Origin of the sequence: Mycobacterium sp. ELW1, assembly GCF_008329905.1 — a bacterium.
In the GTDB taxonomy this organism is placed as follows: domain Bacteria; phylum Actinomycetota; class Actinomycetes; order Mycobacteriales; family Mycobacteriaceae; genus Mycobacterium.
Genome location: NZ_CP032155.1, coordinates 2,177,021 through 2,199,812 on the forward strand (window position 1 = coordinate 2,177,021; position 22,792 = coordinate 2,199,812).

The window sequence follows — 22,792 nt, forward strand, 5'->3', positions numbered from 1 at the left end:
CTAGCGATCTGAGGGGTTGACAAGGGGGCGTTGGACTTTCTTCCAATCCGCATACCGCTGATAGGCCGTCTGGGTGGACTCCAGGCTGGAGACCTCGCTGACCGGCACGTCCCACCAGCTCTGGCTGTCGGGCGCATAGATCAACGGGTCAGTCTCCACATGAATGACGGTGGTGCGCTCACTTGCCTTGGCGACCTTGACCGCGTCGGTGAACTCCGCGGCGGTGCCGACCTTGATGACGTCGGCGCCCAGGCTGGCGGCATTGGCGGCCAGGTCGACCGGCAGCGTGTCGCCGTCGAGCCGGCCGTCGTCGCCCCGGTACCGGTAGGCGGTACCGAACCGCTGCGAACCCAGCGATTCCGAAAGCCCACCGATGGAGGCGAATCCGTGATTCTGCACCAGGACCGGGATGACCTTGATGCCCTCCTGGACGGCGGTCACCAGCTCGGTTGCCATCATCAGGTAGGAGCCGTCGCCGACCATGATGAACACGTCGCGGTCGTCGTCAGCCATCCGCACGCCGATACCGCCCGCGATCTCGTAACCCATGCACGAGTAGCCGTATTCGACGTGATAGCCCTTGCGGTCGCGGGTGCGCCAGAGCTTGTGCAAGTCCCCGGGCATCGACCCGGCCGCGCACACCACCACGTCACGGGGATCTGACAGTGTGTTGACCAGGCCGATGACCTGATTCTGGTTGAGCGGAGCACCGTCTTCGCAGGTGTACGCCGACGACACGGTGTCCTCCCACTCGGCGGCCAGTTCGGTTACCCGGGAGCGGTATTCGGCACTGACGGTGTAGCCCTTGAGTGCGGAACCCAGCGCTTCGAGGGCTTCCCGCGCATCCGACACCACACTGACGCCGCCCTGTTTCACCGAATCCAGCGAGGCGACATTGATGTTGACGAATCGGACATCGGGGTTGTTGAACGCGGTGCGCGATGCCGAGGTGAAATCGCTGTAGCGGGTGCCGATCCCGATGATCACATCAGCCTGCGCGGCCAGTGCGTTCGCCGCGGTCGTTCCCGTCGAGCCGACAGCTCCGACCGATTGCGGATGATCGAAACGCAGTGACCCCTTGCCGGCTTGGCTTTCGGAGACCGGGATTCCGGTCTGGTCGCAGAACGCGGCCAGGGCGTCTTCGGCTTCCGAGTAGTGCACACCGCCCCCGGCGATGATCAGCGGCTTGGCTGCGGCGGCGATGATCTCGGCGGCGCGGGTGATCACCGCATGTTCCGGCAAAGGGCGGGCGATGTGCCATGTGCGTTCGGCGAACAGCGATTCCGGCCAGTCGTGTGCCTGTGCCTGCACATCCTGGGGGATCGACACGGTGGCTGCTCCGGTTTCGACCGGGTCGGTCAGCACGCGCATGGCACCCAGCAGTGCGGCGGGCAGCTGCTCGGGTCGCCACACCCGATCGAAGTAGCGGGACAACGGTTTGAACGCATCGTTGACCGTGACATCGCCGGAGGACGGCAGTTCGAGCTCCTGCAGCACGGGCGAACTGACCCGGGTCGCGAAGGTGTCGGCCGGCAGCAGCAGCACCGGCAGCCGGTTGATGGTCGCCAACGCGGCACCGGTCAGCATGTTGGTCGAGCCCGGTCCGACGCTGGCGGTGACGGCCCAGGCCTCCAGCCGGTCCTTCTGCCGCGCGTACGCGACCGCGGTGTGCACCATGGCCTGTTCGTTGCGGCCCAGCACGTACTTCAGGCCAGGCTGCCGGCCTGCTTCGACCGCCTCGATTTCGTCCTGCAGCAGCGCCTGACCCAGGCCGGCTACGTTGCCATGCCCGAAGATGCCCAGGCACCCGGCGAAGAACTTACGGCGCACCCCGTCGCGCTCGACGTACTGGTTGGCGAGGAACCGAATGGTGGCCTGTGCCACGGTGAGTCGGACCGTGGATTCGGTGTCGGCCAGCTTGTCGCCCGCCTTCGGCGCGGTGGATACCACGGTCAGACTCCTTGCCCGGAGGGGCTGCCCATCGGCAGCCGGGGATCGATCTCCTGGTGTTCCCAGCTGCCGCGCAACCAGGTGTGGTTCGGGTCGTCACAGATCAGCCAAGCCCGGTTCGGGCCGGAGCCGGCCATCACGTTCAGGTAGTACATGTGGTGGCCGGGTGCGGCGATCGACGGACCGTGATAGCCGTGCGGGACCAGCACGACGTCGCCCGAGCGGACCTCTTCGAGCACCTCGATCGGGCGCTGCGGTGTGCCGTAGACGCGGTGATAGCCGAAGCCGGGAGTGCCGGCGGAGCTGTCGGCGATCTCGAAGTAGTAGATCTCCTCGAGCTGCGTCTCGACGTCGGTGTTCTCCTCGTGCTTGTGCGCAGGGTAGCTTGACCAGTTGCCGCCGGGGGTGATGACCTCGCAGGCGATCAGCGAGTCGGCCTCGAATGTCGTTGCGGTGCCGAAGTTGTGCACCTGGCGGCTGCAGTTGCCGGCACCGCGCAGCTCGACGGCCACATCGGCCGCCGCGACCCGGCGGTTCGGGAACGACCGGGCGGCGCGGGCACCGCAGATCGCGAAGCGGCCTTCGCCGGTCAGCGTGTAGGTCTGGTCGATACCGAGGTAGACCATGTCGGCCGGCCCATCGAAAACCGAAGCCCGCGGCGACAACTCATACGTGACCTCGGCGCATTCGATCCTGCCGCCCCGACCAGCGCAGGATCATCACTCGTGCTGCCCCGACCAGCGGCAGGATCATCACCTCGGTGCTGCCGGTGGTGAGTTCAATACTCTGGGTGTCGTCCAGTTCCACCACCTGCAACGAGGACTCAGCCCATCCCGCGGACTCGGGCGTCACGTCGACGACGAACGGCAACTCGGCGCTGCGAGCCGGAATGTAGTACTTGCTGTTCATCCTGTGTCACCTCACCATCGCCACCGCGGTCGCGACCGCGGAGCTCACGTCGTCGTCGGCCGGATACAGCAGGGTGCGGCCCACTATCAAACCCCGCACCGCCGGCAGCGACAATGCCTTCTCCCAACTGGCGAACGCCTCGTCGGGATCGGCGGGGTCGCCGCCCAGAAGCAGCGTCGGCAATGTCGTGGAGTCCATCACCCGTTCCATGTCATCGACGACCGGCAGTTTCATCCAGGTGTACGCCGACGTCGATCCCAGCCCCTGGCTGATGTGGATGGACTTGATCACCGCGTCCGGGCTCAGATCGTTGCGGACCTTGCCGTCGACCCGGCTGGACAGGAACGGCTCGAGCATCGCGATCAAGCCGTGCGCGGCCAGTTCGTCCACGGCCCGGGCGCACGAAGCCAGGGTGGCGACCGTGCCCGGATCGTCGAGATCGATGCGGCACAACATCTTTCCGCCGTTCATCTTCGCCGCGGCAGTCGACGCGGCGGTGGCCGCCGTCATCCGGTCGTCGAGCTCGAAACAGGCGCCGGCCAGCCCGCCGCGATTCATCGAGGAGAAGACGACTTTGTCCTCGAGTGCGCCGAGCAGAAGCAGGTCGTCCAGGATGTCGGAGGTGGCCAGCACGCCGTCGACGCCGGGGTCGGCCAGCGCGGCGCGCAGCCGGTCGAGCAGGTCGGTGCGGCTGTTCATCGCGGTGGGCCGTGCGCCGACGGCCAGCGCGCCGCGGGCCGGGTGGTCGGCGGCGACGATCATCAGCCGTCCGTTGCCGCGCACGACGGGCCGGGTGGTGCGCTCCTGCCATGCCCGCGCGATCGCGGCCGGGTCAGCCGCGCGCAGATCGGTGATGTCCGCGTAGTCCTTGCAGGCGCTAGACATTGACAGCCCCCACCGCCGTCTGGTCGGCAAGCTCGGCCACCTCGTCGGCGGTCGGCATCGCCGTCGAGCATTCCAGCCGGGAGGCGACGATCGCACCGGCGGCGTTGGCGTAGCGCAGCGTCTTCTCCAGCGTCCAGCCGTGCAGCAGGCCGTGGCACAGGCTGCCACCGAAGCTGTCGCCGGCCCCGAGTCCGTTGACAACGTCGACGTCCACCGGGGGCACCGTCACCGAGGCGCTGCGGGTCTTGCCCAACACCCCGCGCGGCCCCTGCTTGACGATCGCCAACTGGACGCCGAGGTCGAGTAGTGCGTCGGCTGCCTTGTGCGGGTTGGTTTCCCCGACGGCGATCTCACACTCTTCGCGGTTCCCGACAGCGACGGTGACGTGGGCCAGTGCGCGCTGAACCTGCGCGGTGGCGGCGGCGGGGGAGTCCCAGAACATCGGCCGGTAGTCGAGGTCCAGAACGGTCAACGGCTTGCGGCTGTGCCTATTCCCCGTCGCTTCGCTCGCCCCACGTGCCTCCCAGGCCGCGAAATGCGCACCGCGGCTGGGCTCTTCGGAAAGACCTGTCACCGTCGACCAGTACAACCGGGCACTGCGGACAGCGTCGAGATCGATGTCGGCGGCGGTGATCTGCAGATCGGGCGCCGACGGCTTGCGGTAGAAGTACAGCGGGAAGTCGTCAGGCGGGAAGATCTCGCAGAAGGTCACCGGCGTCGGGTGGTGCGGGTCGACGGTGACGTAGCGGTTGTCCACGCCGAGGCGGCTCAACTCGTCACGGACGAATCGGCCGAACGGATCTGCGCCCGCTCCGGAGATCAGCGCGGTGCGGTTGCCCAGTCGCGCGGCTGCCACCGAGACGTTGGCTGCGCTGCCGCCGAGGAACTTGCCGAAGGATTCCACGCGTTCGAGACCGACGCCGATCTGCAGCGGATAGATGTCGACGCCACTGCGCCCGATGGCGAGTACGTCGAACGGTGCGTCAGTGGTCACGTCAGCTCTCTTCAGGGCTCGTTGGGGACTTGTGTACGAGGGTGCCCCGCGTCACAGCGCCGTGTCAATACTTTGTCCTGACATTCTATCTTTATCTCAATCGATGCTAGAGTGCAGCTACTGTTGGGTTTTCGAGTTCGAGATCGGAGTCGATGTGCCGTTGGCGGTCGAACTGGACAGGTCAAGCCCCGTTCCTCTGTACTACCAGCTCTCCCAGGCCATCGAGGCGGCAATCCGTAGTGGCGAACTCGCGCCTGGGGACCGCTTCGAAAATGAACTCGCATTGGCCAAGCGGTTGACACTGTCGCGACCCACCACGCGCCGCGCCATTCAGGAACTCGTCGACAAGGGCCTTCTGGTTCGCAAGCGCGGCGTCGGAACCCAGGTCGTCCAGAACCCGGTTCACCGCCGCGTCGAACTCACGAGCCTGTTCGACGACCTGTCCCGGGCCGGACAGGAGCCCACCACCCAGCTGCTGGAGTACCACGTCGGCCCGCCCAGTGAGGACGTCGCGCGCGAACTGAGCCTTGCCGAGGGACGCGAGGTCGCCTGCATCAAACGTCTCCGCTGCGCCAACGGCGAGCCGCTTGCCCTGATGACCAACTACCTTCCTGCCGAGATCGCCCCGGATGCCGAGGAACTGGAACGCAGCGGGCTGTACCAAGCCCTGCGCGGCCGTGGGGTGCATATCCGATTGGCCAGTCAGCGCATCGGTGCGAGGGCGGCCAGTCGAAGTGAAGCCCGGCTGCTCGACGAGAAACCAGGTGCGCCGCTGCTGACCATGGACCGCACGGCGTTCGACGATTCCGGTCGCGCCGTCGAATTCGGTACGCATTGCTATCGCGCTGCCCGGTACTACTTCGACACCACGCTCGTCGACCGCTGACGCGCCTTTGGTGAATTCGGCGAATATCTGCTCGCCGGCTCCCATGCCTCGAACCACATACATTCGCAGCGTTATCGTGAACGCGGCAAACTTTGTGACGGTCGCTCTTCAAGATCAGATCTGAAATCTACTCGCCGCCTTGAGATTTCAAGAATTTTGATTTGATCGGCTAACCCGCTCGACGCGTGTGACAATTTGGCTTTCCGGCTGCGTCGAAAACGGCGGAGGGACAGTGACAGAGAGCCACTCGTTCCGCGCACTATGGGCGCTGATGGTCGGCCTGTTTCTGATCGTGGTCGACTCGACGGTAGTCGCGGTGGCCAACCCCGTGCTCAAGGCCGACTTCGGCGCCGACTACGGCTCGGTGCTGTGGGTGACGAGCGGTTATCTACTGGCGTTCGCGGCACTCCTGCTGATCGGCGGACGGCTCGGAGATCGATTCGGGCCCAAGCGTGTCTACCTGGTCGGGATGGCGATCTTCAGTGCGTCGTCGGTGTGGTGCGGCCTTGCCGCATCGGTGGGAATGCTGACCGCCGCCCGCGTCGCTCAGGGCGCCGGCGCCGCACTGCTGGCGCCGCAGATCTTCACGGTGATCACCCGGATGTTCCCGTCCGACCGGCGCGGGATGGCGATGAGCGTCTGGGGTGTCACCACGGGGGTGGGCCTGTTCGGTGGTCCCATTCTCGGCGGTGTGCTGCTCGATCAGCTTGGCTGGCGGTGGATCTTTTTCGTCAACGCCCCGATCGGGATCCTCGGGCTCGTGCTGGCGGCGTGGCTGGTTCCGGAGCTGCCCGGCCGGCGTCTACACATGGACGTCCTCGGCGTGCTGCTGTCCGGCACCGGTATCGGCTTCATCGTGTTCGGTCTTCAGCAAGGCCAGCGCGACAGTTGGTCTCCGTGGATCGGCGCGATGATCGTCGGCGGACTGGCATTGCTCGCCCTCTTCATCGGGTGGCAGGCCGTTCACCCGAGCGAACCCCTGATTCCGCTGCGGCTGGTTCGTCACCGCGACTTCATCCTGTCCAATGCCGGAATCGCTCTGGTCAGCTTTGCGTTCGTCGCTTTCATTGTCCCGCTGATGATCTTTCTCGAAGAGGGCTACCGACTTTCGCCGGTTCACGCCGCGCTGCTCACCGCGCCGATGGCAGTCGCGACCGTGGTCTTCGCGCCGGTGGTCGGAAAGCTCGTCGACCGCGTTCATCCGCGTCCGGTCGTGATCTTCGGTTTCGCACTGCTGGCGATCGCCTTGTTGTGGCTGGCATCGGAGATGACGCCGACCACCCCGGTGTGGCAGCTGGTGTTGCCGCTGGCGACGGTGGGTGCCGCCAGTGCGTTCACCTGGGAACCGCTGGCTGTCATCGCATCCCGCGCGCTGCCGGACGAGTTGGCCGGAGCCGGATCAGCGCTGTGCAACACCGCACGGCACCTCGGGGCTGCGCTGTCGAGTGCCAGCGTCGCCGCACTGACGGCGAGCCTGCTGGTCGGCGCGAATTCAGATGCTTCGCTTGCCGGCGCCATGTCCTGGTCGATGTTGTTGCCCGCGTTCGCCGCAGCGGTGGGCGCAGTGACCGCACTGTTCTTCGCCGAACGCCACCCCGTGGCCGGCGCGGGAGTGCCGGTGCGCCGCGATGTGAGCGTGCCGCTATGACCGCCCTTGCCGGCGCACCACATTCGACACTGCACGAGGCAGATTCGCTGACCGACGATGCCTTACGCGACCTCCTCGCATACCCCGACGGGCTCCGGCATCCGCTGTTCCGGGCGAACTTCATCGCGAGCATCGACGGGGCGGTGACTCTCGAGGGCTCCGGGCGAAGGCTGGGCACGCCGACCGATCGCCGGGTGTTCTGCCGGTTGCGTGACGTCGCCGACGTGGTGCTGGTGGGTGCGACGACGGCGAAATCCAAACCCTACGAGAACCTTCAGCTCGAGCCGGACGCGCAGGCGTGGCGGCTGTCGAGGGGATTGGCGGCCACCTTGCCGGTCGCCGTGGTGTCCAGTCGCGGCGTGGTCCCGCCCGCGGTGCTCAGTAACGCGGCGTCGCCGCCGGTGGTCTTCGTGTCATCCGGCGCCGACGAGGCAGTCCGGCGTCAGCTCGAGGAGTCCCACGCGCATGTCATCGTGCTCGGGAGCGGCCGAGTGGATTCGGCGGCGATCCGGCACGGGCTCGGCGCACTGGGGTTGCACCGGGTGCTCGTCGAAGGCGGCCCCACACTGTTCTCACAATTGGTGTCGGACAACGAGATCGACGAGCTGTGTCTGACCACCAGCCCCAAGCTGGTAGCGGGCCCGGCCCGTCGCATTGCCGCGGCCGATCACCACGTCGAGATCAACATGGCGCGCCGCGGCATCCTGGTCGGCGGCGACGGGACCGTCATCGTCCGATGGGCGCGCTACTGAGGATCGCGCGGTCAGGAGAAGGCGGCGCGGAACGCCGCCAGCGCCTCCGCACTGTCACCGGCTGCCCACGCCTCCAGGCCGATCGTGCCGCGATAACCCATGTCGCGCAGTGCCGTTGCAATCGCGGGGTAGTGGATCTCGCCGGTGCCCGGCTCGCATCGGCCGGGTACGTCGGCCACTTGGATCTCGCCGATCGCGGAGCCGCACCGGCGGACCAGTTCAACAAGATTCCCCTCGCCGATCTGGGCGTGGTAGAGGTCGAGCATCATCTTGACGTTCGGGTGGCCGACTCCCTCGACCAGTGCGAGAGTGTCCTTGGCGCGGGCCAGGGGGACACCGGGGTGATCGACGATCGTGTTCAGGTTCTCCACACAGAACGTCACGCCCGCGGCGCCGCCGAGGTCACCGATCCGCTCCAGCGTGCGCTGCGCGGTCAGCCACATCTGCCCGCGGGCCCGCTGCCGTGGCCGGGCGGCCTGACCGTCGACGAGTTCTGCGGTATGCAGGTTCAACCGCGGCACGCCCAGCGTCTCAGCGGCTTTGATGCTCAGCTCGGCGGTCTGCACCACCTCGTCGGCGCGGGCCGGGTCGATCAGGTCGCCGTGCAGGTACCCGGTCATCGACGAGAACCGCGCGCCGGTTGCGGCAAGTGCCGTGAGGTCCTTGTCGTGCCAACTCCAGATCTCCACCGCGAAGCCGAGATCGTGGATGCGGCGCACCCGCTCGACGATCGGCAGGTCGGTAAACACCATCTCGGCGCATACCGCCAGGTCAAAGTCACTCACCCCGGCACCCTAGCATTTGACCTGCAGTCCGAATGTCCTAACAAAGTATTGACTTTCTGCTGTGAGCCGTATTACATCGAGGCAAGGGCGTGTCGTGGGCGACGAAGACCGCGATGGAGACAAGGAGTCGGAATGAAGTTCAATCGGCTGGCGGCCGTGGCAGGCGTGAGCGCGCTGGTGATCGGTCTGGCTGCCTGCTCCGCGACCGGAGGCAAACCGCGGGACAACGGCAGCGGTTCGGGCGGCGGCACCGTCGACACGCCACGCATGACCATCGCGATGATCACCCATGAGGCGCCCGGCGACTCGTTCTGGGACTTGGTCCGCAAGGGCGCCGAGACCGCAGCCAAGAAGGACAACATCGAGCTTCGCTACTCCAGCGATCCCGAAGCGCCGAACCAGGCGAACCTCGTCCAGAGCGCGATCGACAGTGGCGTCAAGGGTATTGCTGTGACGCTGGCCAAACCTGACGCGATGAAGGCTGCCGTGCAAAGCGCCGGCTCCAAGGGCATCCCCGTGGTCGCGTTCAACGCCGGCCTGGACGCCTGGCAGGCGATGGGCGTCAAGGAGTACTTCGGACAGGACGGCTACATCGCCGGTCAGGAAGCCGGTAAGCGCTTGCAGTCAGACGGCGCCAAGAAGGTCGTCTGCGTCATCCAGGAACAAGGTCACGTCGACCTCGAGGCCCGCTGCGCCGGCGTGAAGAACACGTTCCCGGCCACGGAAGTTCTCAACGTCAACGGTAAAGACATGCCGTCGGTGGAATCAACGATCACCGCCAAGCTTCAACAGGATGCGGGGATCGACACGATTCTGACGCTCGGGGCCCCCTTCGCGCTGACCGCCGTCCAATCGGTGGCGAATGCGGGCAGCAAGGCCAAGGTCGCCACCTTCGACACCAACGCCGCACTGGTCGACGCCATCAAGAACGGAAGCGTGCAATGGGCCGTTGACCAGCAGCCGTTCCTGCAGGGATACCTCGCGGTCGATTCGCTGTGGCTCTATCTCAGCAACGGCAACGTGATCGGCGGAAACCAGCCGACGCTGACCGGCCCGTCGTTCATCGACAAGTCGAACATCGACGCAGTCGCCGAATACGCCAAGAACGGAAAGCGCTGATGAGCACTCAGTCTGACGTTGCGCCGACGCACAAGGTCGTTCACGACGAACGGGTCAAGGAACGGAACCGGCTGCAGCGACTGCTGATTCGGCCCGAGATGGGCGCGGGCATCGGCGCCATCGGGATCTTCGTCTTCTTCCTCATCGTGGCCGACCCGTTCCGGCAGGCCTCGTCACTGGCCACCGTCCTCTATGCCAGCTCGACCATCGGGATCATGGCCTGCGGCGTCGCTGTACTGATGATCGGCGGCGAGTTCGACCTGTCGACGGGCGTCGCGGTGACGTTCAGCTCGCTGGCGGCATCGATGCTGTCCTACAACCTGCACCTCAACCTGTGGGCGGGTGCCGGTCTCGCGCTGATCCTGGCGCTGGGTGTCGGGTTCTTGAACGGCTTCCTGGTGATGAAGACCAAGATCCCGTCCTTCCTCATCACACTGAGCACCTTCTTCATGCTCGCCGGTATCAACCTCGCCGTCACCAAACTCCTTGCCGGACAGGTCGCCACGCAGAGCGTGAACGACATGCAGGGCTGGGACTCGGCACAGAAGGTGTTCGCGTCGTCGTTCACCCTGTTCGGCGTGAGCATCCGCATCACCGTGGTGTGGTGGCTGGTGTTCACCGCCGTCGCCACCTGGGTGTTGTTCAAGACCAAGATCGGCAACTGGATCTTCGCCGTCGGCGGTGACGCCGAAAGCGCTCGCGCAGTGGGTGTTCCGGTGACCAAGGTCAAGATCGGGTTGTTCATGTTCGTCGGCTTCTGCGCCTGGTTCGTGGGCATGCACCTGCTTTTCGCGTTCAACACGGTGCAGTCCGGGCAGGGCATCGGCAACGAGTTCTTCTACATCATCGCCGCGGTGATCGGTGGCTGCCTGCTGACCGGTGGTTACGGCACCGCCGTCGGAGCCGCCATCGGTGCGTTCATCTTCGGCATGACGAATCAGGGCATCGTCTACGCGGGCTGGAACCCCGACTGGTTCAAGTTTTTCCTCGGCGCGATGCTGCTGTTCGCAGTGATCGCCAACAACGCCTTCCGTAATTACGCCGCCAAGAGGTGAGAGAAGTGACTGCGACCATGGATCGACCCACCGAAGAAGCCCCGTCCGGCGGCAAAGTGCCACTCGTCGAGATGAAGAACGTCGGCAAGACCTACGGCAACATCACCGCGCTCAAAGACATCTCGCTGCGAGTGCATGCCGGTGAGGTGACCGGCATCCTCGGCGACAACGGCGCGGGCAAGTCGACGCTCATCAAGATCATCGCCGGATTGCATCAGCCGACCGACGGTGAGCTGCTGGTCGACGGCGAACCGACGAAGTTCACCTCGCCCGCCGACGCACTCGGCAAGGGCATCGCCACGGTGTACCAGAACCTCGCCGTCGTTCCGTTGATGCCGGTGTGGCGAAACTTCTTCCTGGGTCAGGAAATTCGTAAGAAGTCCTTCCCATGGTCGCTGGACGCCAACGCGATGCGGGCCACCACGTTGACCGAGTTGGCGAAGATGGGTATCGAGCTGCCCGACGTCGACGTGCCGATCGGTTCGCTGTCCGGTGGGCAGCGCCAGTGTGTCGCGATCGCCCGGGCGGTGTTCTTCGGGGCGCGGGTGCTGATCCTCGACGAGCCGACCGCCGCGCTCGGCGTCAAGCAATCCGGGGTGGTGCTCAAGTACATCACCGCCGCCAAAGAGGCCGGCTTCGGCGTCGTGTTCATCACCCACAACCCGCACCACGCGCACATGGTCGGCGATCATTTCGTGCTGCTCAACCGCGGCCGCCAGAAGCTCGACTGCAGCTACGACGAGATCACCCTGGAGCACCTGACCCAGCAGATGGCCGGTGGCGACGAGCTCGAGGCGCTGTCCCACGAGCTGGGCCGCTGACCTAGCTGTACTGACCTGAGAGGTTAGGTACGCGGGTGGCGGGTGGTTGGCCGCCGAGTGCGGTGTGGCCGCGATGGTGATTGTAGGTATGCAGCCAGCGAGGGAACTCCGCGCACCGTTCGGCGTCGCTGGTGTAGAGCCGCGCATATGCCCATTCATCGGCAAGGGTTCGGTGGAATCGCTCCACCTTGCCGTTCGTCTGGGGTCGATAGGGTTTGGTTCGACGATGTTCGATCTGCCCGAGTGCATCTCGGAATGAGTGGGATCGGTAACAGGAGCCGTTGTCTGTCAACACTTTCCGTACGGTGAAGCCGCATGCGTTGAACCATTCGTTAGCCCTTTGCCAGAAGTCAGCAGCTGTGTCTTTGCGTTCGTCGATTAGCAGTTCGGAGTAGGCCAGCCGGGAGTGAGCGTCGATGGCGGTGTGCAAGAAGTGATAACCACGCCGCCCGGAACGGTCGCTGCCAGTTCCTATGCTTCTGTCCTTGCGGGAGTGATGATTTCCTGCGCTGCGGCCCAACATGCGCCATCCGCCGCCAGCCGGGATCTTGCCTACCTTCTTGACATCGACATGCACCAGGTCGCCGGGGCTGGCTGACTCCATCCGCCGGATAACTCGCCCGGTGGGCCGGTCCAGCCACCGCAGCTTGGCTAGGCCGTAGCGCCTCAACACGTTGTGGACAGTCGAGACATTCAGTCCCAGCAGATAAGCAATGCGAGCCGGTCCCCAACGTCGAAGTACTCGGACTTTAATGATGCGCCGCTCGGTGCGTGTGGGGGTTTGATTAGGGCTGTGATGTGGGCGTGAGCTGCGGTCGGCCATGCCGGCTTCGCCTAGTTCGCGGTAGCGGCGGGCCCAGCGCGCAGCGGTAGTGACCGCAACCTGGAACCGCTCGGCCGCCCGTCGCAGCGTCCAGCCATCCTCGACAACGCAACGTGCCAGCCGCAGACGACCGGTTTCGGACAAGGGGGCATTACGGTGGACCATGAAGACCTCCGGAGTGAGTTGGTGCGTTCCTTAAGCAGCTCGCACTTCACTCGGAGGTCTTCGTCATGTCACTACGCCACGCCGTACTTAACGTCCGTGGTCAGTACACCTAGCGCGGCGTCAGCGCGAACAGCCGCAGCTCCCGGTCGGTCCGGGTGCGGTAGGCCTGATACATCGGGTAGGCCAGGAAGCGCGCGAGGCCGGCGTCGCGCTCGGGTCCGGTCACCAAGGTGGCCGTCACAGGGACCTCGATGCCGTTGATGGCGACGGTGGCCTCCGGGTTGGCCAGCAGGTTCAGGCTCCAGGCCGGGTGATGCTGCTGGCCGAAGTTGCTGCCGAGAACCAGCAGGCGCTCGCCGTCGCGCAGGTAGCTCAACGCCGACAACCGCGGCTGACCGGACTTGCGGCCGGTCGTGGTCAACAGCAGTTCGGGCATCGAGGTGGGGCCGAACAAGGTGTATTTGCCCTTGGTCGCCCGCAGCACGCGACGATCAAAGGGCACGAGTGCCCTGATGACACGCGAACCCACTGCCGTCGAGGCAAAGGCGAGTACCGGCTTGAACAGCGGCGAGATGTCTTCTCGGCCCCAGTGACCGTCAGGAAAGCGTTGCGGCATACGTGCCATCGTGCCCGATGGCGGGCCGGCGCAGAACCCGTTCAGCGTGGTGACATGCCCGCCGCGCGGTAGGCCGCATCTACGTAATGCATGTTCTGCACGGCATCGCCGACGCCGATCGGCAGCGGTACGCGATCCAGGACGTGGGCGGCGAACGCCTCGAGTTGGTAGGTGTAGGACGCGCGGGTACCCAGGTGCTCCACCCGCGTTCCGGCCGCCGTGCGGATGGTGATCCGATCATCGGTGTGCGGCTTGATGAAGTCGTGCGCCAGCGCATCTCCCTTGGTGCCGACGACCTTGAGGGTGAACGAAAAGGCCTCGGCCACCATGGTGTTGGCACTGCAGCCGGTGGCTCCGGACGGGAAGCGCAGTTCGACGTCGCACCATTCGTCGACGCCCGGGCTGCGTTGGGAGGCGTGGGCGGCGGTGATCGCCGGACGGCCCAGGCCGCGGCCGCCGAGCTGGCGCATGATGTGCAGGCCGTAGCAGCCGAGGTCCATCAGCGCCCCGCCGGCCAGATCCAGCGACCAGCGCGGGTCGTCGGGCGCCGGCGCCGGCATCGCCATCCGGACCTCCACGTGCCGAATCTCGCCGAGCTCACCGTCGGCTGCCAGCTCGAACATCCGCTGAGTCACGGGATGGAACAGATAATGGAAGCCTTCCATCATGCTCACCCCGGCAACGGTGGCGGCGTCGGCGACTTCCTGTGCCTCGATGTGGTTGCGCGCGAACGGCTTCTCGGTCAGCACTGGTTTGCCGGCCTTGACCGCCGCCAGGTTCCACGGGGCGTGCAGCCCGTTGGCCAACGGGTTGTAGACCACGTCGACTTCCGCGTCTTCGATCACGTCGGCGTAGCTGTCGGCGACGCGCTCCACCCCGTACGTGTCGGCGAACTGGCGGGCGCGCTCCGGATCTCGGGCGGCCACCACCACGAGCCGGTGGCCGAGATCGCGGGCCGGCCCGACGATCGCGTTCTCGGCGATCCGGGATGCGCCGAGCACGCCGATGCGCAGGCTCACGCCGGCACGCCGCCAGAGATCCGCTGGAGGTAGGCAACGCTGGCCAGTACGTCCCGCAGGGGGCCCTGGCCCTGCGGCTCGCCGTCGAGGATGGTGTCCTGTTCCAGGACGAACCAGCCGTCGAACCCGTTGTCCCGCAATGCGGCAACGATGCCCGCGATATCGACGTCGCCGGTGCCCAGCGGGGTGTACATGCCCTGGGACACCGCGTCGGTGTAGGTCAGCTCGCCGGACTGCACGCGGGCGGCCAGCGCCGCGTCGACGTCCTTGAGGTGGGTGTGCGCAATGCGCCCCGGCACCGTGCGGGCCAGCCGCAGCGGGTCGGTGCCACCGATCAACAGGTGCCCGGTGTCCAGGCACAGCGAGATCGACGACCCGGCCAGTACCCGGGCCACCTCGTCGCCCTTCTCGACCATCGTGCCGACGTGCGGGTGCAGCACGGCGGTGACACCGCGCTCGGCGGCGGCGGCGGCCAGCCGGTCGAGGTTGGCGAGCAACGTCGACCACTGTTCGTCGTCCAGATCGGGCCGGGAGTCATACCCGTCGGTACCGGTGGCGGCGGCGAGCACCAGCATCGAAGCACCGCACGCCACAATGGATTCCAGCACGCCGGCGACATCGGGAACCGGATCGTGGTCAGCGTCGTGCAGCACCACTGGTGCGAAGCTGCCGACACAGCTCAGGCCGTGACGGCCCAGCAGCGCGGTCAACTCGCCGGGGTCGGCGGGCAGGAAACCTTCCGGGCCGAGCTCGGTGGCCGACAGTCCGGCGCGTCCCATTTCGGACAGCACCCGCTCGGGATCGAGTTGATAACCCCAGCCGGGCACTTCGCACACACCCCAGGAGATGGGGGCTCCGGCGATCTTCACTGGCGGACCTCCTCGATGCGGACCGGTGCGCCGCGGCGCAGCGATTCGGTGGCGGCTTCGGCGATCCAGGCGACCTCGACGGCGTCGGCCACGGTGGCACCGCGCACCGGTGCGCCCTTGACGACGTCGACGAAGCCGCTCAATTCGGTGCGGAACGCCTCGGTGAAGCGGTCCATGAAGAAGTGGTGCGGCTGTCCGGTCGGAAAGTCGTTGTGGGGATCGGCATTCCGTACCGGTACACCCTGATCCCAGCCGGCGACGACGGTGTCGTTGAACCCGTGCACCTCCAGCCGGCAGTCATAGCCGCGGCCGTTGTACCGGGCGTTGGAGATGACGCCGAGCGCGCCTCCGTCGAACCGGACCACCACGGCCGCCGTGTCGACGTCACCGTATTCGGCGAACAGCGGGTCGCCTTGCGCGGTGCCGGTGGCGTAGACCTCAACGGCTTCCTGGCCGGTGATCCAGCGAACGGTGTCGAAATCGTGGACCGCGCAATCGCGGAAGATGCCGCCCGAACCGGCGATGTAGTCCATTGGCGGGGGAGCCGGATCCATCGTGGTGCTGCGGACGGTGTGCACCGTGCCCAGCGCACCGCGGTCCACCGCGGCCTTGGCGGCTGCGAATGCGGTGTCGAAGCGCCGCTGATAGCCGATCTGCACCGGAACGCCGGCCCGCATGATGGCCTCGGCGACCCTGGCGCTCTCGGCTGCGGTGGAGGCCACCGGTTTCTCGCAGAACGTCGGCAGCCCGCGTTCGGCGGCAGCCAGCGTCAGTTCGGCGTGCGCCGGGGTGGCGGCGGCGACCACAACCCCGTCGATACCCGACGACAGCAGCGCGTCGACCGAATCAACGGATCGCACACCGTATTTCGTCGCCACCTGAGCGACGACATCGGGACGCTCGTCGGTGACGACGAGGCCGTCGATCCCGTCGAGTTGGCTCAATGTGTCGGTGTGGAAGGCCCCGATTCGGCCGAGGCCGATCACGCCGAGGGTGGTCATGGGATTCTCCGTTCGTTCTGGTCGCGCAACGCGACGTCGAGGGCTTCGGGGGACAGATCGTCGGCCAGTGCGGCGAGCACGACGTCGACTTGGCTTGGCGGCGCGAGACTTCCGATCGGCTGGTCGAGGTCGAGGTTGGTGGGGAAGGGGTAACCCTCCGCGGTGGCCACCACGGTGTTCAGCAGCTCCGCGGCCGGTCGGCCCGCGGCCTTCATCGCGCGCAGCGCCGGGTACACCGCACGCACCATCGCGGTGCGGTCCAGGGCTTCCATGGCCCTGCCGAACGGCGACGAGATCTGCAACAGGTTGGCCATCCGACGGACCGCGACTGAGGTGTTGGCGCCCGCCCCGTGATAGAGCGCCGGATTGAAGAACACCGCATCGCCCTTGCTCAGCGGGATCTGCACATGATGGGCGGCGAAGTAGTCGATGAACTCCGGTGAATTGAATGCCACATATCCGCCCTCGAACAGCTGCGAGTAGGGCAGCAGCATGGTCGGCCCGCTCTCGCGCGGCATCGCGGTGTGGGCGACTGCTCCCTGCAGCGTCAGCATCGGCGACAGCCGGTGTACATGCGCCGGATAGTCGGTGAGCTGGCCGGGCGCGATGAATCCGAGATGGTAGTCGCGGTGCGGAACCTGTGCCGCACCACCGGGATTCACGACGTTGACCTGAGAGGTGAGCTGGTATCGCGGCCCGAGCCAAGCCTGGCAGACCAGGGCCAGCAGGTCGTTGGCGTAGTAGTCGGCATAGGCCTCGGGGGAGTGCAGTGCCAGCTTCTGGGCGGCGTTCCACACCCGGTCGTTGGCGCCCGCGGCACCGAAGTGGTCTCCGGCCACGCCGCCGGTGCGGCGCTGATCGGCGATCAGGGCCGTGAACGCCGCGCTGGCGGCGTCGACGACCGCGGCCGAGAAGGCGCCGCTGAACACGACGACGCCGGGACCTTCGGCCAGCGCGGTGATGAGTTCGGCCTGCAGGGCCCGCCGGTCGGCGCGGGTCATCTCCGCGGCGGAGTACACGAGGACGTTCTGCCGGACCTCGGCGGCATGCGGGTACGCCGAGAGATCGGTCTCCCGCTCGGTCAGGCTTACCAACTCGCCGAGTTGGTAAGCCCGCGCCGTCAACCACGGTTGAGTTTCCGCCCGCACATCGGCCATGACGAAAAGTCTTGCTGTGACTCAGGCCGCAATCAACACCAGAAATCCATCAAAAACCCATCAGGGCGATAGGGTGCGAAACATGGCGCACCGCTTCAAAGTCCGCGAGATCGCCCAACAGTCCGGACTGTCCGAAGCCACCGTCGACCGGGTGCTCAACGACCGACCCGGTGTCCGGGCGGCCACCCGCGCCGAGGTGCTGCATGCAATCGAGGATCTGGAGAAACAGCGATCCCAATTGCGGCTCAACGGTCGTCGCTTCCTGCTCGACGTGGTGATGCAGACACCGCAGCGGTTCTCCGACGCCTTCCGCTCCGCGGTCGAAGCCGAACTGCCCGCATTCGCACCCGCGATGCTGCGCGCGCGGTTTCACCTGTGGGAGTCCGGGTCGACAGATCAGATGGTGGACACACTCGCCCGGATCAAGGGCAGCCACGGCATTGTGCTGAAGGCGCAGGACGAACCCGAGGTGGCCGAGGCTGTCGACCGTCTGGTGGCCACCGGCGTCCCGGTGGTGACCTACACGACCGACATCCCGGCCAGTGCGCGCTGCGCGTACGTCGGCATCGATAACCACGGAGCCGGGACCACCGCGGCTTATCTGATGGATCAGTGGCTGGGTGACACGCCGGCAGACGTACTGATCACGTTGAGCCGCACAGTGTTCCGAGGCGAGGCCGAGCGTGAGGTCGGCTTCCGGACCGCGCTGCGCAGATCCGGCCGCGGCATCGTCGAGGTCGGTGACAGCGACGGTATCGACGCGACCATCGAACGTCTGGTGGTCGACGCACTCGAGCGCCACCCCGACGTCGCCGCCGTCTACTCCGTCGGCGGTGGCAACACCGCGACGGTGGCGGCGTTCGACAAGCTGCGACGAGTCTGCAGAGTTTTCATCGCTCATGACCTCGACGCGGACAACCGGCGGCTGCTGCGGGAGGGCCGCATCTCGGCGGTACTGCACAACGATCTGCGTGCCGACGCCCGGCTCGCGATGCGGCTGATCCTGCAGCAGCACCGGGCGTTGCCCGGCGAGCCCGCACGCCCCGTCCCGATCCAGGTGATCACCCCGTACAACCTGCCTGCCTGAACTCGGCGAGTCGTCGATTCGAAGAAACCGCGACTAGCATTCCGCGCCGACGGCGTCGATGGATGGCGCCCAACTGACGAAGCACCCAAGGAGACCGCCCGTGTCACGACACCGCGCTGAGCTCGCCGCCGGCGTGACCGTGCTGGGCAACCTGGCCGTCGACGTGATCAACGGCGGCCCGAAGACACCCGGCGGGTGCGCGTCGTTCTCCGGTGTCGCCATAGCGGCCGCAGGCGGGCCGGGTGGGATCGTCGCGCTGGCCGCCGACGAGGACCACTCGCTGTACGAGCCGCTGCTCGAGAGGTTCGGATCGCTGATCCGGATCCTGCCCGCCGCGTGCACAAGCGCGTTCCGGCTGGACTATGAGGACGTCGATCACCGCCGGATGTCGGTAGAGGCTATCGGCCCGGTGTGGAGTGCGGCCGAGGTGGAGTCGGCGGACCCCGACACGACGTGGGTACACCTCGCTCCGCTGCTGCGGACCGACTTCCCCGCCGAGACGCTGGCTCTGCTGGCTCAGCGCGGCCACCGGGTCGCCTACGACGGGCAGGGACTTGTCCGTGCCGACCAGCTCGGGCCGCTGGTGGTGGATGGTCACTACCCGCCCGAGCTGCTCGATCACCTCAGCATCCTGAAGCTGGCCGAGGACGAGGCCGTCATCGTCGCCGACGGCCCCTTCGACGAATCGACCGCGGCCCGCCTCGGCGTGCCCGAAATCCTGGTGACCTACGGGTCCGAGGGCTGTGACATCTATACCGGTGACACGAAGGTTCGGGTCCCGGCCGCGTGGCGGGTCGACGGCGTGCAGACCACCGGCGCCGGGGACATGTTCACCACCTGTTATGTGGCAAATCGGGCAGCCGGGGCCGACCCGCGCGCCGCGGCCGCGGCGGCGAGTGAACTCGTCGCCGGCGAACTCGAGAAACGCCTCGGGGCGCGCCGTAACTGAGAGCTACCGGCGAGTAGTAACTTCTCTTAGAGAACGTCGTTCTCAGGCAGTGACGAACGACACACTTTTGTCTCACTCCGCCGTCGATCATGTACGTGAGCTGTGACTTCGGTGCAGGCCGCACGGCGTGTCACGATCGAGGCGCGGTCAGCCATGCCTAAGAAAGTGCAATAATCGGTACTGCGAGTGACAGCAACTCCTGGGCTGTCGATTCCGTCGGCGCGTCCACCCGATAGCGACGCGGGATTTTCACCCGGCGGACAGTGACGAAAGGCGGGGACGTGGGTCCGAACGGCAACGGGGCTGCGGGCAACCGGCAGAAGCTGGAAAAAGTCGTCATCCGGTTCGCCGGTGACTCCGGAGACGGAATGCAGCTGACCGGTGACCGGTTCACCTCCGAAGCCGCGCTCTTCGGCAACGACCTTGCGACCCAACCGAATTACCCCGCCGAGATCCGCGCGCCACAGGGCACGCTGCCCGGCGTCTCGTCGTTCCAGATCCAGATCGCCGACTACGACATCCTCACCGCCGGTGACCGTCCCGACGTGCTGGTCGCGATGAACCCCGCCGCGCTGAAGGCCAACATCGGCGACCTCCCGCGCGGCGGTCTGGTGATCGCCAACTCCGACGAGTTCACCAAGCGCAACCTGGCGAAGGTCGGCTATGAGGCCAACCCGCTGGAGAGCGGTGAACTCGACGACTACGTCGTGCAGGCCGTCGCGATGACCACACTGACCCTCGGTTCGGTCGAGGCGATCGGTGCGTCCAAGAAGGACGGCCAGCGCGCCAAGAACATGTTCGCGCTCGGGCTGCTGTCGTGGATGTACGGCCGGCCGATCGAGACCAGCGAGACGTTCATCCGGGAGAAGTTCGCCCGCAAGCCCAACATCGCCGAAGCCAACGTGCTGGCGCTGAAGGCCGGCTGGAACTACGGCGAGACCACCGAGGCGTTCGGCACCACCTACGAGATCTCCCCGGCCAAGCTGGCCCCGGGTGAGTACCGGCAGATCTCCGGTAACACCGCCCTGGCCTACGGTGTCATCGCCGCCGGTCAGCTCGCCGACATCCAGGTGGTGCTCGGCACCTACCCGATCACGCCGGCGTCGGACATCCTGCACGAGCTGTCCAAGCACAAGAACTTCAACGTCCTGACCTTCCAGGCCGAGGACGAGATCGCCGGTGTCGGTGCGGCGATCGGCGCCTCCTACGGCGGCGCCCTGGGCGTGACGAGCACCTCGGGCCCCGGTATCTCGCTGAAGTCCGAGGCCATTGGCCTGGCCATGATGGCCGAGCTGCCGCTGCTGGTGATCGACGTGCAGCGCGGCGGACCGTCGACCGGCCTGCCCACCAAGACCGAGCAGGCCGACCTGCTGCAGGTGATGTTCGGTCGCAACGGTGAATCGCCGGTTGCCGTACTGGCCGCCAGCACGCCGTCGGATTGCTTCGAGGTGGCGATCGAGGCCGCGCGTATCGCGCTGACCTACCGGACGCCGGTGATCCTGCTGTCCGACGGCGCGATCGCCAACGGCTCGGAGCCCTGGCGGATCCCGGACATCGACTCCTTCGAGCCGATCGAGACCAACCTCGCCAAGGCCGGTGAGGACTTCCAGCCGTACGCCCGCGACCCCGGGACGCTGGCGCGCCAGTTCGCGGTTCCGGGCACGCCCGGGTTGGAGCACCGCATCGGCGGCCTGGAGTCGGCCAACGGCTCCGGTGCCATCTCCTACGAGCCGGCCAACCACGACCTGATGGTCCGGTTGCGGCAGGCCAAGATCGCCGGCATCACGGTGCCCGACGTGAAGGTCGACGACCCGACCGGCGACGCGGAGCTGCTGATCCTCGGCTGGGGAAGCTCGTTCGGACCGATTGGCGAAGCCTGTCGCCGGGCCCGGCGCCGCGGCATCAAGGTTGCGCAGGCTCACCTGCGGCACCTCAACCCGCTGCCGGCCAACCTCGGCGAGGTGCTGCGTCGGTACAAGCACGTGGTGGTCCCCGAGATGAACCTCGGCCAGTTGGCGCTGCTGTTGCGTGGCACCTACCTGGTCGATGTGCAGTCGGTGACCAAGGTGGAAGGCATGGCGTTCCTGGCCGACGAGCTGGAGGGCATCATCGATGCCGCACTCGACGGGACGTTGGCTGAAAAGGAAAGCGACAAAGCGAAATTCGCCCGGCTTGCGGCAGCTACCGTGAGTACTGGCACAGATGTTGGCGCAGGAGTGAACGCATGACTGACCTGATCGGCTCGGACCTGCTGGCACCGAGTGTGTCCAAGACGGCGTGGGTGCCGACCACCGACGAGCCGCAGAAGGCCAAGGACTTCACCAGTGACCAGGAGGTCCGCTGGTGCCCCGGTTGCGGTGACTACGTCATCCTGAACACGATCCGCAACTTCCTGCCGGACCTCGGTCTGCGCCGGGAGAACATCGCGTTCATCAGCGGCATCGGCTGCTCCAGCCGGTTCCCGTACTACCTGGAGACCTACGGTTTCCACTCGATCCACGGTCGTGCCCCGACCATCGCCACCGGTCTGGCGCTGGCCCGCCCGGACCTGTCGGTGTGGGTTGTCACCGGCGACGGCGACGCCCTCTCGATCGGTGGCAATCACCTGATCCATGCTCTGCGCCGCAACGTCAACATCACGATCCTGCTGTTCAACAACCGGATCTACGGTTTGACCAAGGGTCAGTACTCGCCGACCTCCGAGGTCGGCAAGGTCACCAAGTCGACCCCGATGGGCTCGCTGGATCATCCGTTCAACCCGGTGTCGCTGGCACTGGGCGCCGAGGCGACGTTCGTCGGCCGGGCACTGGACTCCGATCGCAAGGGTCTGTCGGAGGTCCTGAAGGCGGCCGCCGAGCATCGCGGCGCCGCACTGGTCGAGATCATGCAGGACTGCCCGATCTTCAACGACGGCTCCTTCGACCTGCTCCGCAAGGAAGGCGCCGAGGAGCGCATCATCAACGTCCGCCAGGGCGAGCCGGTGGTGTTCGGTGCCAACGGTGAGTACTGCGTGGTGAAGAGCGGGTTCGGCCTGGACGTCGCCAAGACCGCCGACGTGGCAGCCAGCGACATCGTGGTGCACGACGCCACCACCGCCGACTCGGCCTACGCGTTCGCGTTGTCGCGGCTCAGCGACCAGAACCTCGAGCACACCGTGATGGGCGTGTTCCGCCAGGTCAACCGGCCGACGTATGACGACGCCGCCCGCGACCAGGTTCGGATGGCACGCGAGGCCACCCCGCACGACCGGCACGCGCTGCAGTCGCTGCTGCGCGGTCGCGACACCTGGACTGTGGACTAGA

20 protein-coding genes and 1 pseudogene are annotated in these 22,792 nt (G+C 66.5%); 10 read left to right on the top strand and 11 right to left on the bottom strand.

Translation table 11 applies throughout. From position 1 onward, the window contains the following. From iolD to iolC, 4 genes and pseudogenes are all read right to left on the bottom strand, one after another. Positions 1–1,950, bottom strand: coding sequence for a 3D-(3,5/4)-trihydroxycyclohexane-1,2-dione acylhydrolase (decyclizing) (gene iolD, locus D3H54_RS10085; RefSeq protein ID WP_149378918.1), 1,950 nt, complete (start codon positions 1,948–1,950; stop codon positions 1–3). A gap of 2 nt (positions 1,951–1,952) precedes the next feature. Continuing rightward, positions 1,953–2,859: pseudogene (gene iolB, locus D3H54_RS10090) on the bottom strand (5-deoxy-glucuronate isomerase). Between the two features lie 6 nt (positions 2,860–2,865). Then, positions 2,866–3,744, bottom strand: coding sequence for a Cgl0159 family (beta/alpha)8-fold protein (locus D3H54_RS10095; protein WP_149378919.1), 879 nt, complete (start codon positions 3,742–3,744; stop codon positions 2,866–2,868). Beyond that, a complete protein-coding gene (gene iolC / locus D3H54_RS10100) occupies positions 3,737–4,738 on the bottom strand; it encodes a 5-dehydro-2-deoxygluconokinase (RefSeq protein WP_149378920.1) in 1,002 nt (333 codons plus the stop codon). The genes D3H54_RS10095 and iolC overlap by 8 nt, the downstream gene beginning before the upstream one ends. Positions 4,739–4,841: 103 nt before the next feature. Between iolC and D3H54_RS10105 the strand changes: the two genes are divergently transcribed. The 3 genes from D3H54_RS10105 (at position 4,842) to D3H54_RS10115 (ending at position 8,024) form a co-directional block, all read left to right on the top strand. Next, the gene (locus D3H54_RS10105) at positions 4,842–5,624 is read left to right on the top strand and encodes a GntR family transcriptional regulator (protein ID WP_286199196.1); all 783 of its coding nucleotides are present in this window, start codon (positions 4,842–4,844) and stop codon (positions 5,622–5,624) included. A 232-nt stretch (positions 5,625–5,856) separates the two neighbouring features. Next, the gene (locus D3H54_RS10110) at positions 5,857–7,272 is read left to right on the top strand and encodes a DHA2 family efflux MFS transporter permease subunit (protein WP_286199197.1); all 1,416 of its coding nucleotides are present in this window, start codon (positions 5,857–5,859) and stop codon (positions 7,270–7,272) included. Next, positions 7,269–8,024 carry a dihydrofolate reductase family protein gene (locus D3H54_RS10115; RefSeq protein WP_149378921.1) on the top strand — a complete coding sequence of 252 codons (756 nt, stop codon included), beginning with the start codon at positions 7,269–7,271 and terminating at the stop codon, positions 8,022–8,024. Before D3H54_RS10110 ends, D3H54_RS10115 begins: the two co-directional genes overlap by 4 nt. An 11-nt stretch (positions 8,025–8,035) precedes the next feature. On the opposite strand, the gene D3H54_RS10120 is transcribed toward D3H54_RS10115, so the two are convergent. Then, positions 8,036–8,809: a TIM barrel protein gene (locus D3H54_RS10120; protein ID WP_210419666.1), complete on the bottom strand. Its 774-nt coding sequence runs from the start codon at positions 8,807–8,809 to the stop codon at positions 8,036–8,038. A gap of 132 nt (positions 8,810–8,941) precedes the next feature. Between D3H54_RS10120 and D3H54_RS10125 the strand changes: the two genes are divergently transcribed. The 3 genes from D3H54_RS10125 to D3H54_RS10135 are packed head-to-tail and all read left to right on the top strand — an operon-like array spanning position 8,942 to position 11,804. Further along, entirely contained in the window at positions 8,942–9,928 is a 987-nt protein-coding gene (locus D3H54_RS10125; RefSeq protein ID WP_149378922.1) for a substrate-binding domain-containing protein, read from the top strand. Continuing rightward, complete coding sequence (locus tag D3H54_RS10130; protein WP_149378923.1) at positions 9,928–10,983, top strand: ABC transporter permease; 1,056 nt, start codon at positions 9,928–9,930, stop codon at positions 10,981–10,983. Before D3H54_RS10125 ends, D3H54_RS10130 begins: the two co-directional genes overlap by 1 nt. 17 nt (positions 10,984–11,000) lie before the next feature. Next, on the top strand, positions 11,001–11,804 hold the full coding sequence (locus tag D3H54_RS10135) for an ATP-binding cassette domain-containing protein (RefSeq protein WP_432246582.1): 804 nt from the start codon (positions 11,001–11,003) through the stop codon (positions 11,802–11,804). A 1-nt stretch (position 11,805) separates the two neighbouring features. Here the strand turns inward: D3H54_RS10135 and D3H54_RS10140 are convergent, their stop codons facing one another. The 6 genes from D3H54_RS10140 to D3H54_RS10165 form a co-directional block, all read right to left on the bottom strand. Continuing rightward, the gene (locus tag D3H54_RS10140) at positions 11,806–12,792 is read right to left on the bottom strand and encodes an IS481 family transposase (protein WP_149378248.1); all 987 of its coding nucleotides are present in this window, start codon (positions 12,790–12,792) and stop codon (positions 11,806–11,808) included. Between the two features lie 109 nt (positions 12,793–12,901). Further along, positions 12,902–13,408: a nitroreductase family deazaflavin-dependent oxidoreductase gene (locus tag D3H54_RS10145; protein WP_210419667.1), complete on the bottom strand. Its 507-nt coding sequence runs from the start codon at positions 13,406–13,408 to the stop codon at positions 12,902–12,904. 41 nt (positions 13,409–13,449) lie between these two features. Beyond that, positions 13,450–14,427, bottom strand: coding sequence for a Gfo/Idh/MocA family protein (locus tag D3H54_RS10150; RefSeq protein ID WP_149378926.1), 978 nt, complete (start codon positions 14,425–14,427; stop codon positions 13,450–13,452). After that, positions 14,424–15,296, bottom strand: a complete 873-nt coding sequence (locus D3H54_RS10155; RefSeq protein ID WP_149378927.1) for a sugar phosphate isomerase/epimerase family protein — start codon at positions 15,294–15,296, stop codon at positions 14,424–14,426. Before D3H54_RS10155 ends, D3H54_RS10150 begins: the two co-directional genes overlap by 4 nt. Continuing rightward, positions 15,293–16,297: a Gfo/Idh/MocA family protein gene (locus D3H54_RS10160; protein WP_149378928.1), complete on the bottom strand. Its 1,005-nt coding sequence runs from the start codon at positions 16,295–16,297 to the stop codon at positions 15,293–15,295. The genes D3H54_RS10155 and D3H54_RS10160 overlap by 4 nt, the downstream gene beginning before the upstream one ends. Then, a complete protein-coding gene (locus D3H54_RS10165; protein WP_149378929.1) occupies positions 16,294–17,454 on the bottom strand; it encodes a phytanoyl-CoA dioxygenase family protein in 1,161 nt (386 codons plus the stop codon). Before D3H54_RS10165 ends, D3H54_RS10160 begins: the two co-directional genes overlap by 4 nt. Before the next feature lie 82 nt (positions 17,455–17,536). Between D3H54_RS10165 and D3H54_RS10170 the strand changes: the two genes are divergently transcribed. From D3H54_RS10170 to D3H54_RS10185, 4 genes are all read left to right on the top strand, one after another. Continuing rightward, on the top strand, positions 17,537–18,541 hold the full coding sequence (locus D3H54_RS10170) for a LacI family DNA-binding transcriptional regulator (RefSeq protein ID WP_149378930.1): 1,005 nt from the start codon (positions 17,537–17,539) through the stop codon (positions 18,539–18,541). 100 nt (positions 18,542–18,641) lie between these two features. Further along, positions 18,642–19,490, top strand: a complete 849-nt coding sequence (locus tag D3H54_RS10175) for a PfkB family carbohydrate kinase (protein WP_286199198.1) — start codon at positions 18,642–18,644, stop codon at positions 19,488–19,490. Positions 19,491–19,771: 281 nt separating this feature from the next. After that, on the top strand, positions 19,772–21,718 hold the full coding sequence (locus D3H54_RS10180; protein WP_149378931.1) for a 2-oxoacid:acceptor oxidoreductase subunit alpha: 1,947 nt from the start codon (positions 19,772–19,774) through the stop codon (positions 21,716–21,718). Further along, positions 21,715–22,791: a 2-oxoacid:ferredoxin oxidoreductase subunit beta gene (locus tag D3H54_RS10185; RefSeq protein ID WP_149378932.1), complete on the top strand. Its 1,077-nt coding sequence runs from the start codon at positions 21,715–21,717 to the stop codon at positions 22,789–22,791. The genes D3H54_RS10180 and D3H54_RS10185 overlap by 4 nt, the downstream gene beginning before the upstream one ends. Position 22,792 lies beyond the last annotated feature (1 nt).

What these genes read in the sequence shown, in the direction of transcription:
- D3H54_RS10095 (WP_149378919.1), bottom strand. Translation starts at nt 3,744, where the DNA reads ATGTCTAGCGCCTGCAAGGACTACGCGGACATCACCGATCTGCGCGCG.
- D3H54_RS10105 (WP_286199196.1), top strand. Translation starts at nt 4,842, where the DNA reads ATGCTAGAGTGCAGCTACTGTTGGGTTTTCGAGTTCGAGATCGGAGTC.
- D3H54_RS10115 (WP_149378921.1), top strand. Translation starts at nt 7,269, where the DNA reads ATGACCGCCCTTGCCGGCGCACCACATTCGACACTGCACGAGGCAGAT.
- D3H54_RS10125 (WP_149378922.1), top strand. Translation starts at nt 8,942, where the DNA reads ATGAAGTTCAATCGGCTGGCGGCCGTGGCAGGCGTGAGCGCGCTGGTG.
- D3H54_RS10130 (WP_149378923.1), top strand. Translation starts at nt 9,928, where the DNA reads ATGAGCACTCAGTCTGACGTTGCGCCGACGCACAAGGTCGTTCACGAC.
- D3H54_RS10135 (WP_432246582.1), top strand. Translation starts at nt 11,001, where the DNA reads ATGGATCGACCCACCGAAGAAGCCCCGTCCGGCGGCAAAGTGCCACTC.
- D3H54_RS10140 (WP_149378248.1), bottom strand. Translation starts at nt 12,792, where the DNA reads ATGGTCCACCGTAATGCCCCCTTGTCCGAAACCGGTCGTCTGCGGCTG.
- D3H54_RS10145 (WP_210419667.1), bottom strand. Translation starts at nt 13,408, where the DNA reads ATGCCGCAACGCTTTCCTGACGGTCACTGGGGCCGAGAAGACATCTCG.
- D3H54_RS10160 (WP_149378928.1), bottom strand. Translation starts at nt 16,297, where the DNA reads ATGACCACCCTCGGCGTGATCGGCCTCGGCCGAATCGGGGCCTTCCAC.
- D3H54_RS10165 (WP_149378929.1), bottom strand. Translation starts at nt 17,454, where the DNA reads ATGGCCGATGTGCGGGCGGAAACTCAACCGTGGTTGACGGCGCGGGCT.
- D3H54_RS10170 (WP_149378930.1), top strand. Translation starts at nt 17,537, where the DNA reads ATGGCGCACCGCTTCAAAGTCCGCGAGATCGCCCAACAGTCCGGACTG.
- D3H54_RS10185 (WP_149378932.1), top strand. Translation starts at nt 21,715, where the DNA reads ATGACTGACCTGATCGGCTCGGACCTGCTGGCACCGAGTGTGTCCAAG.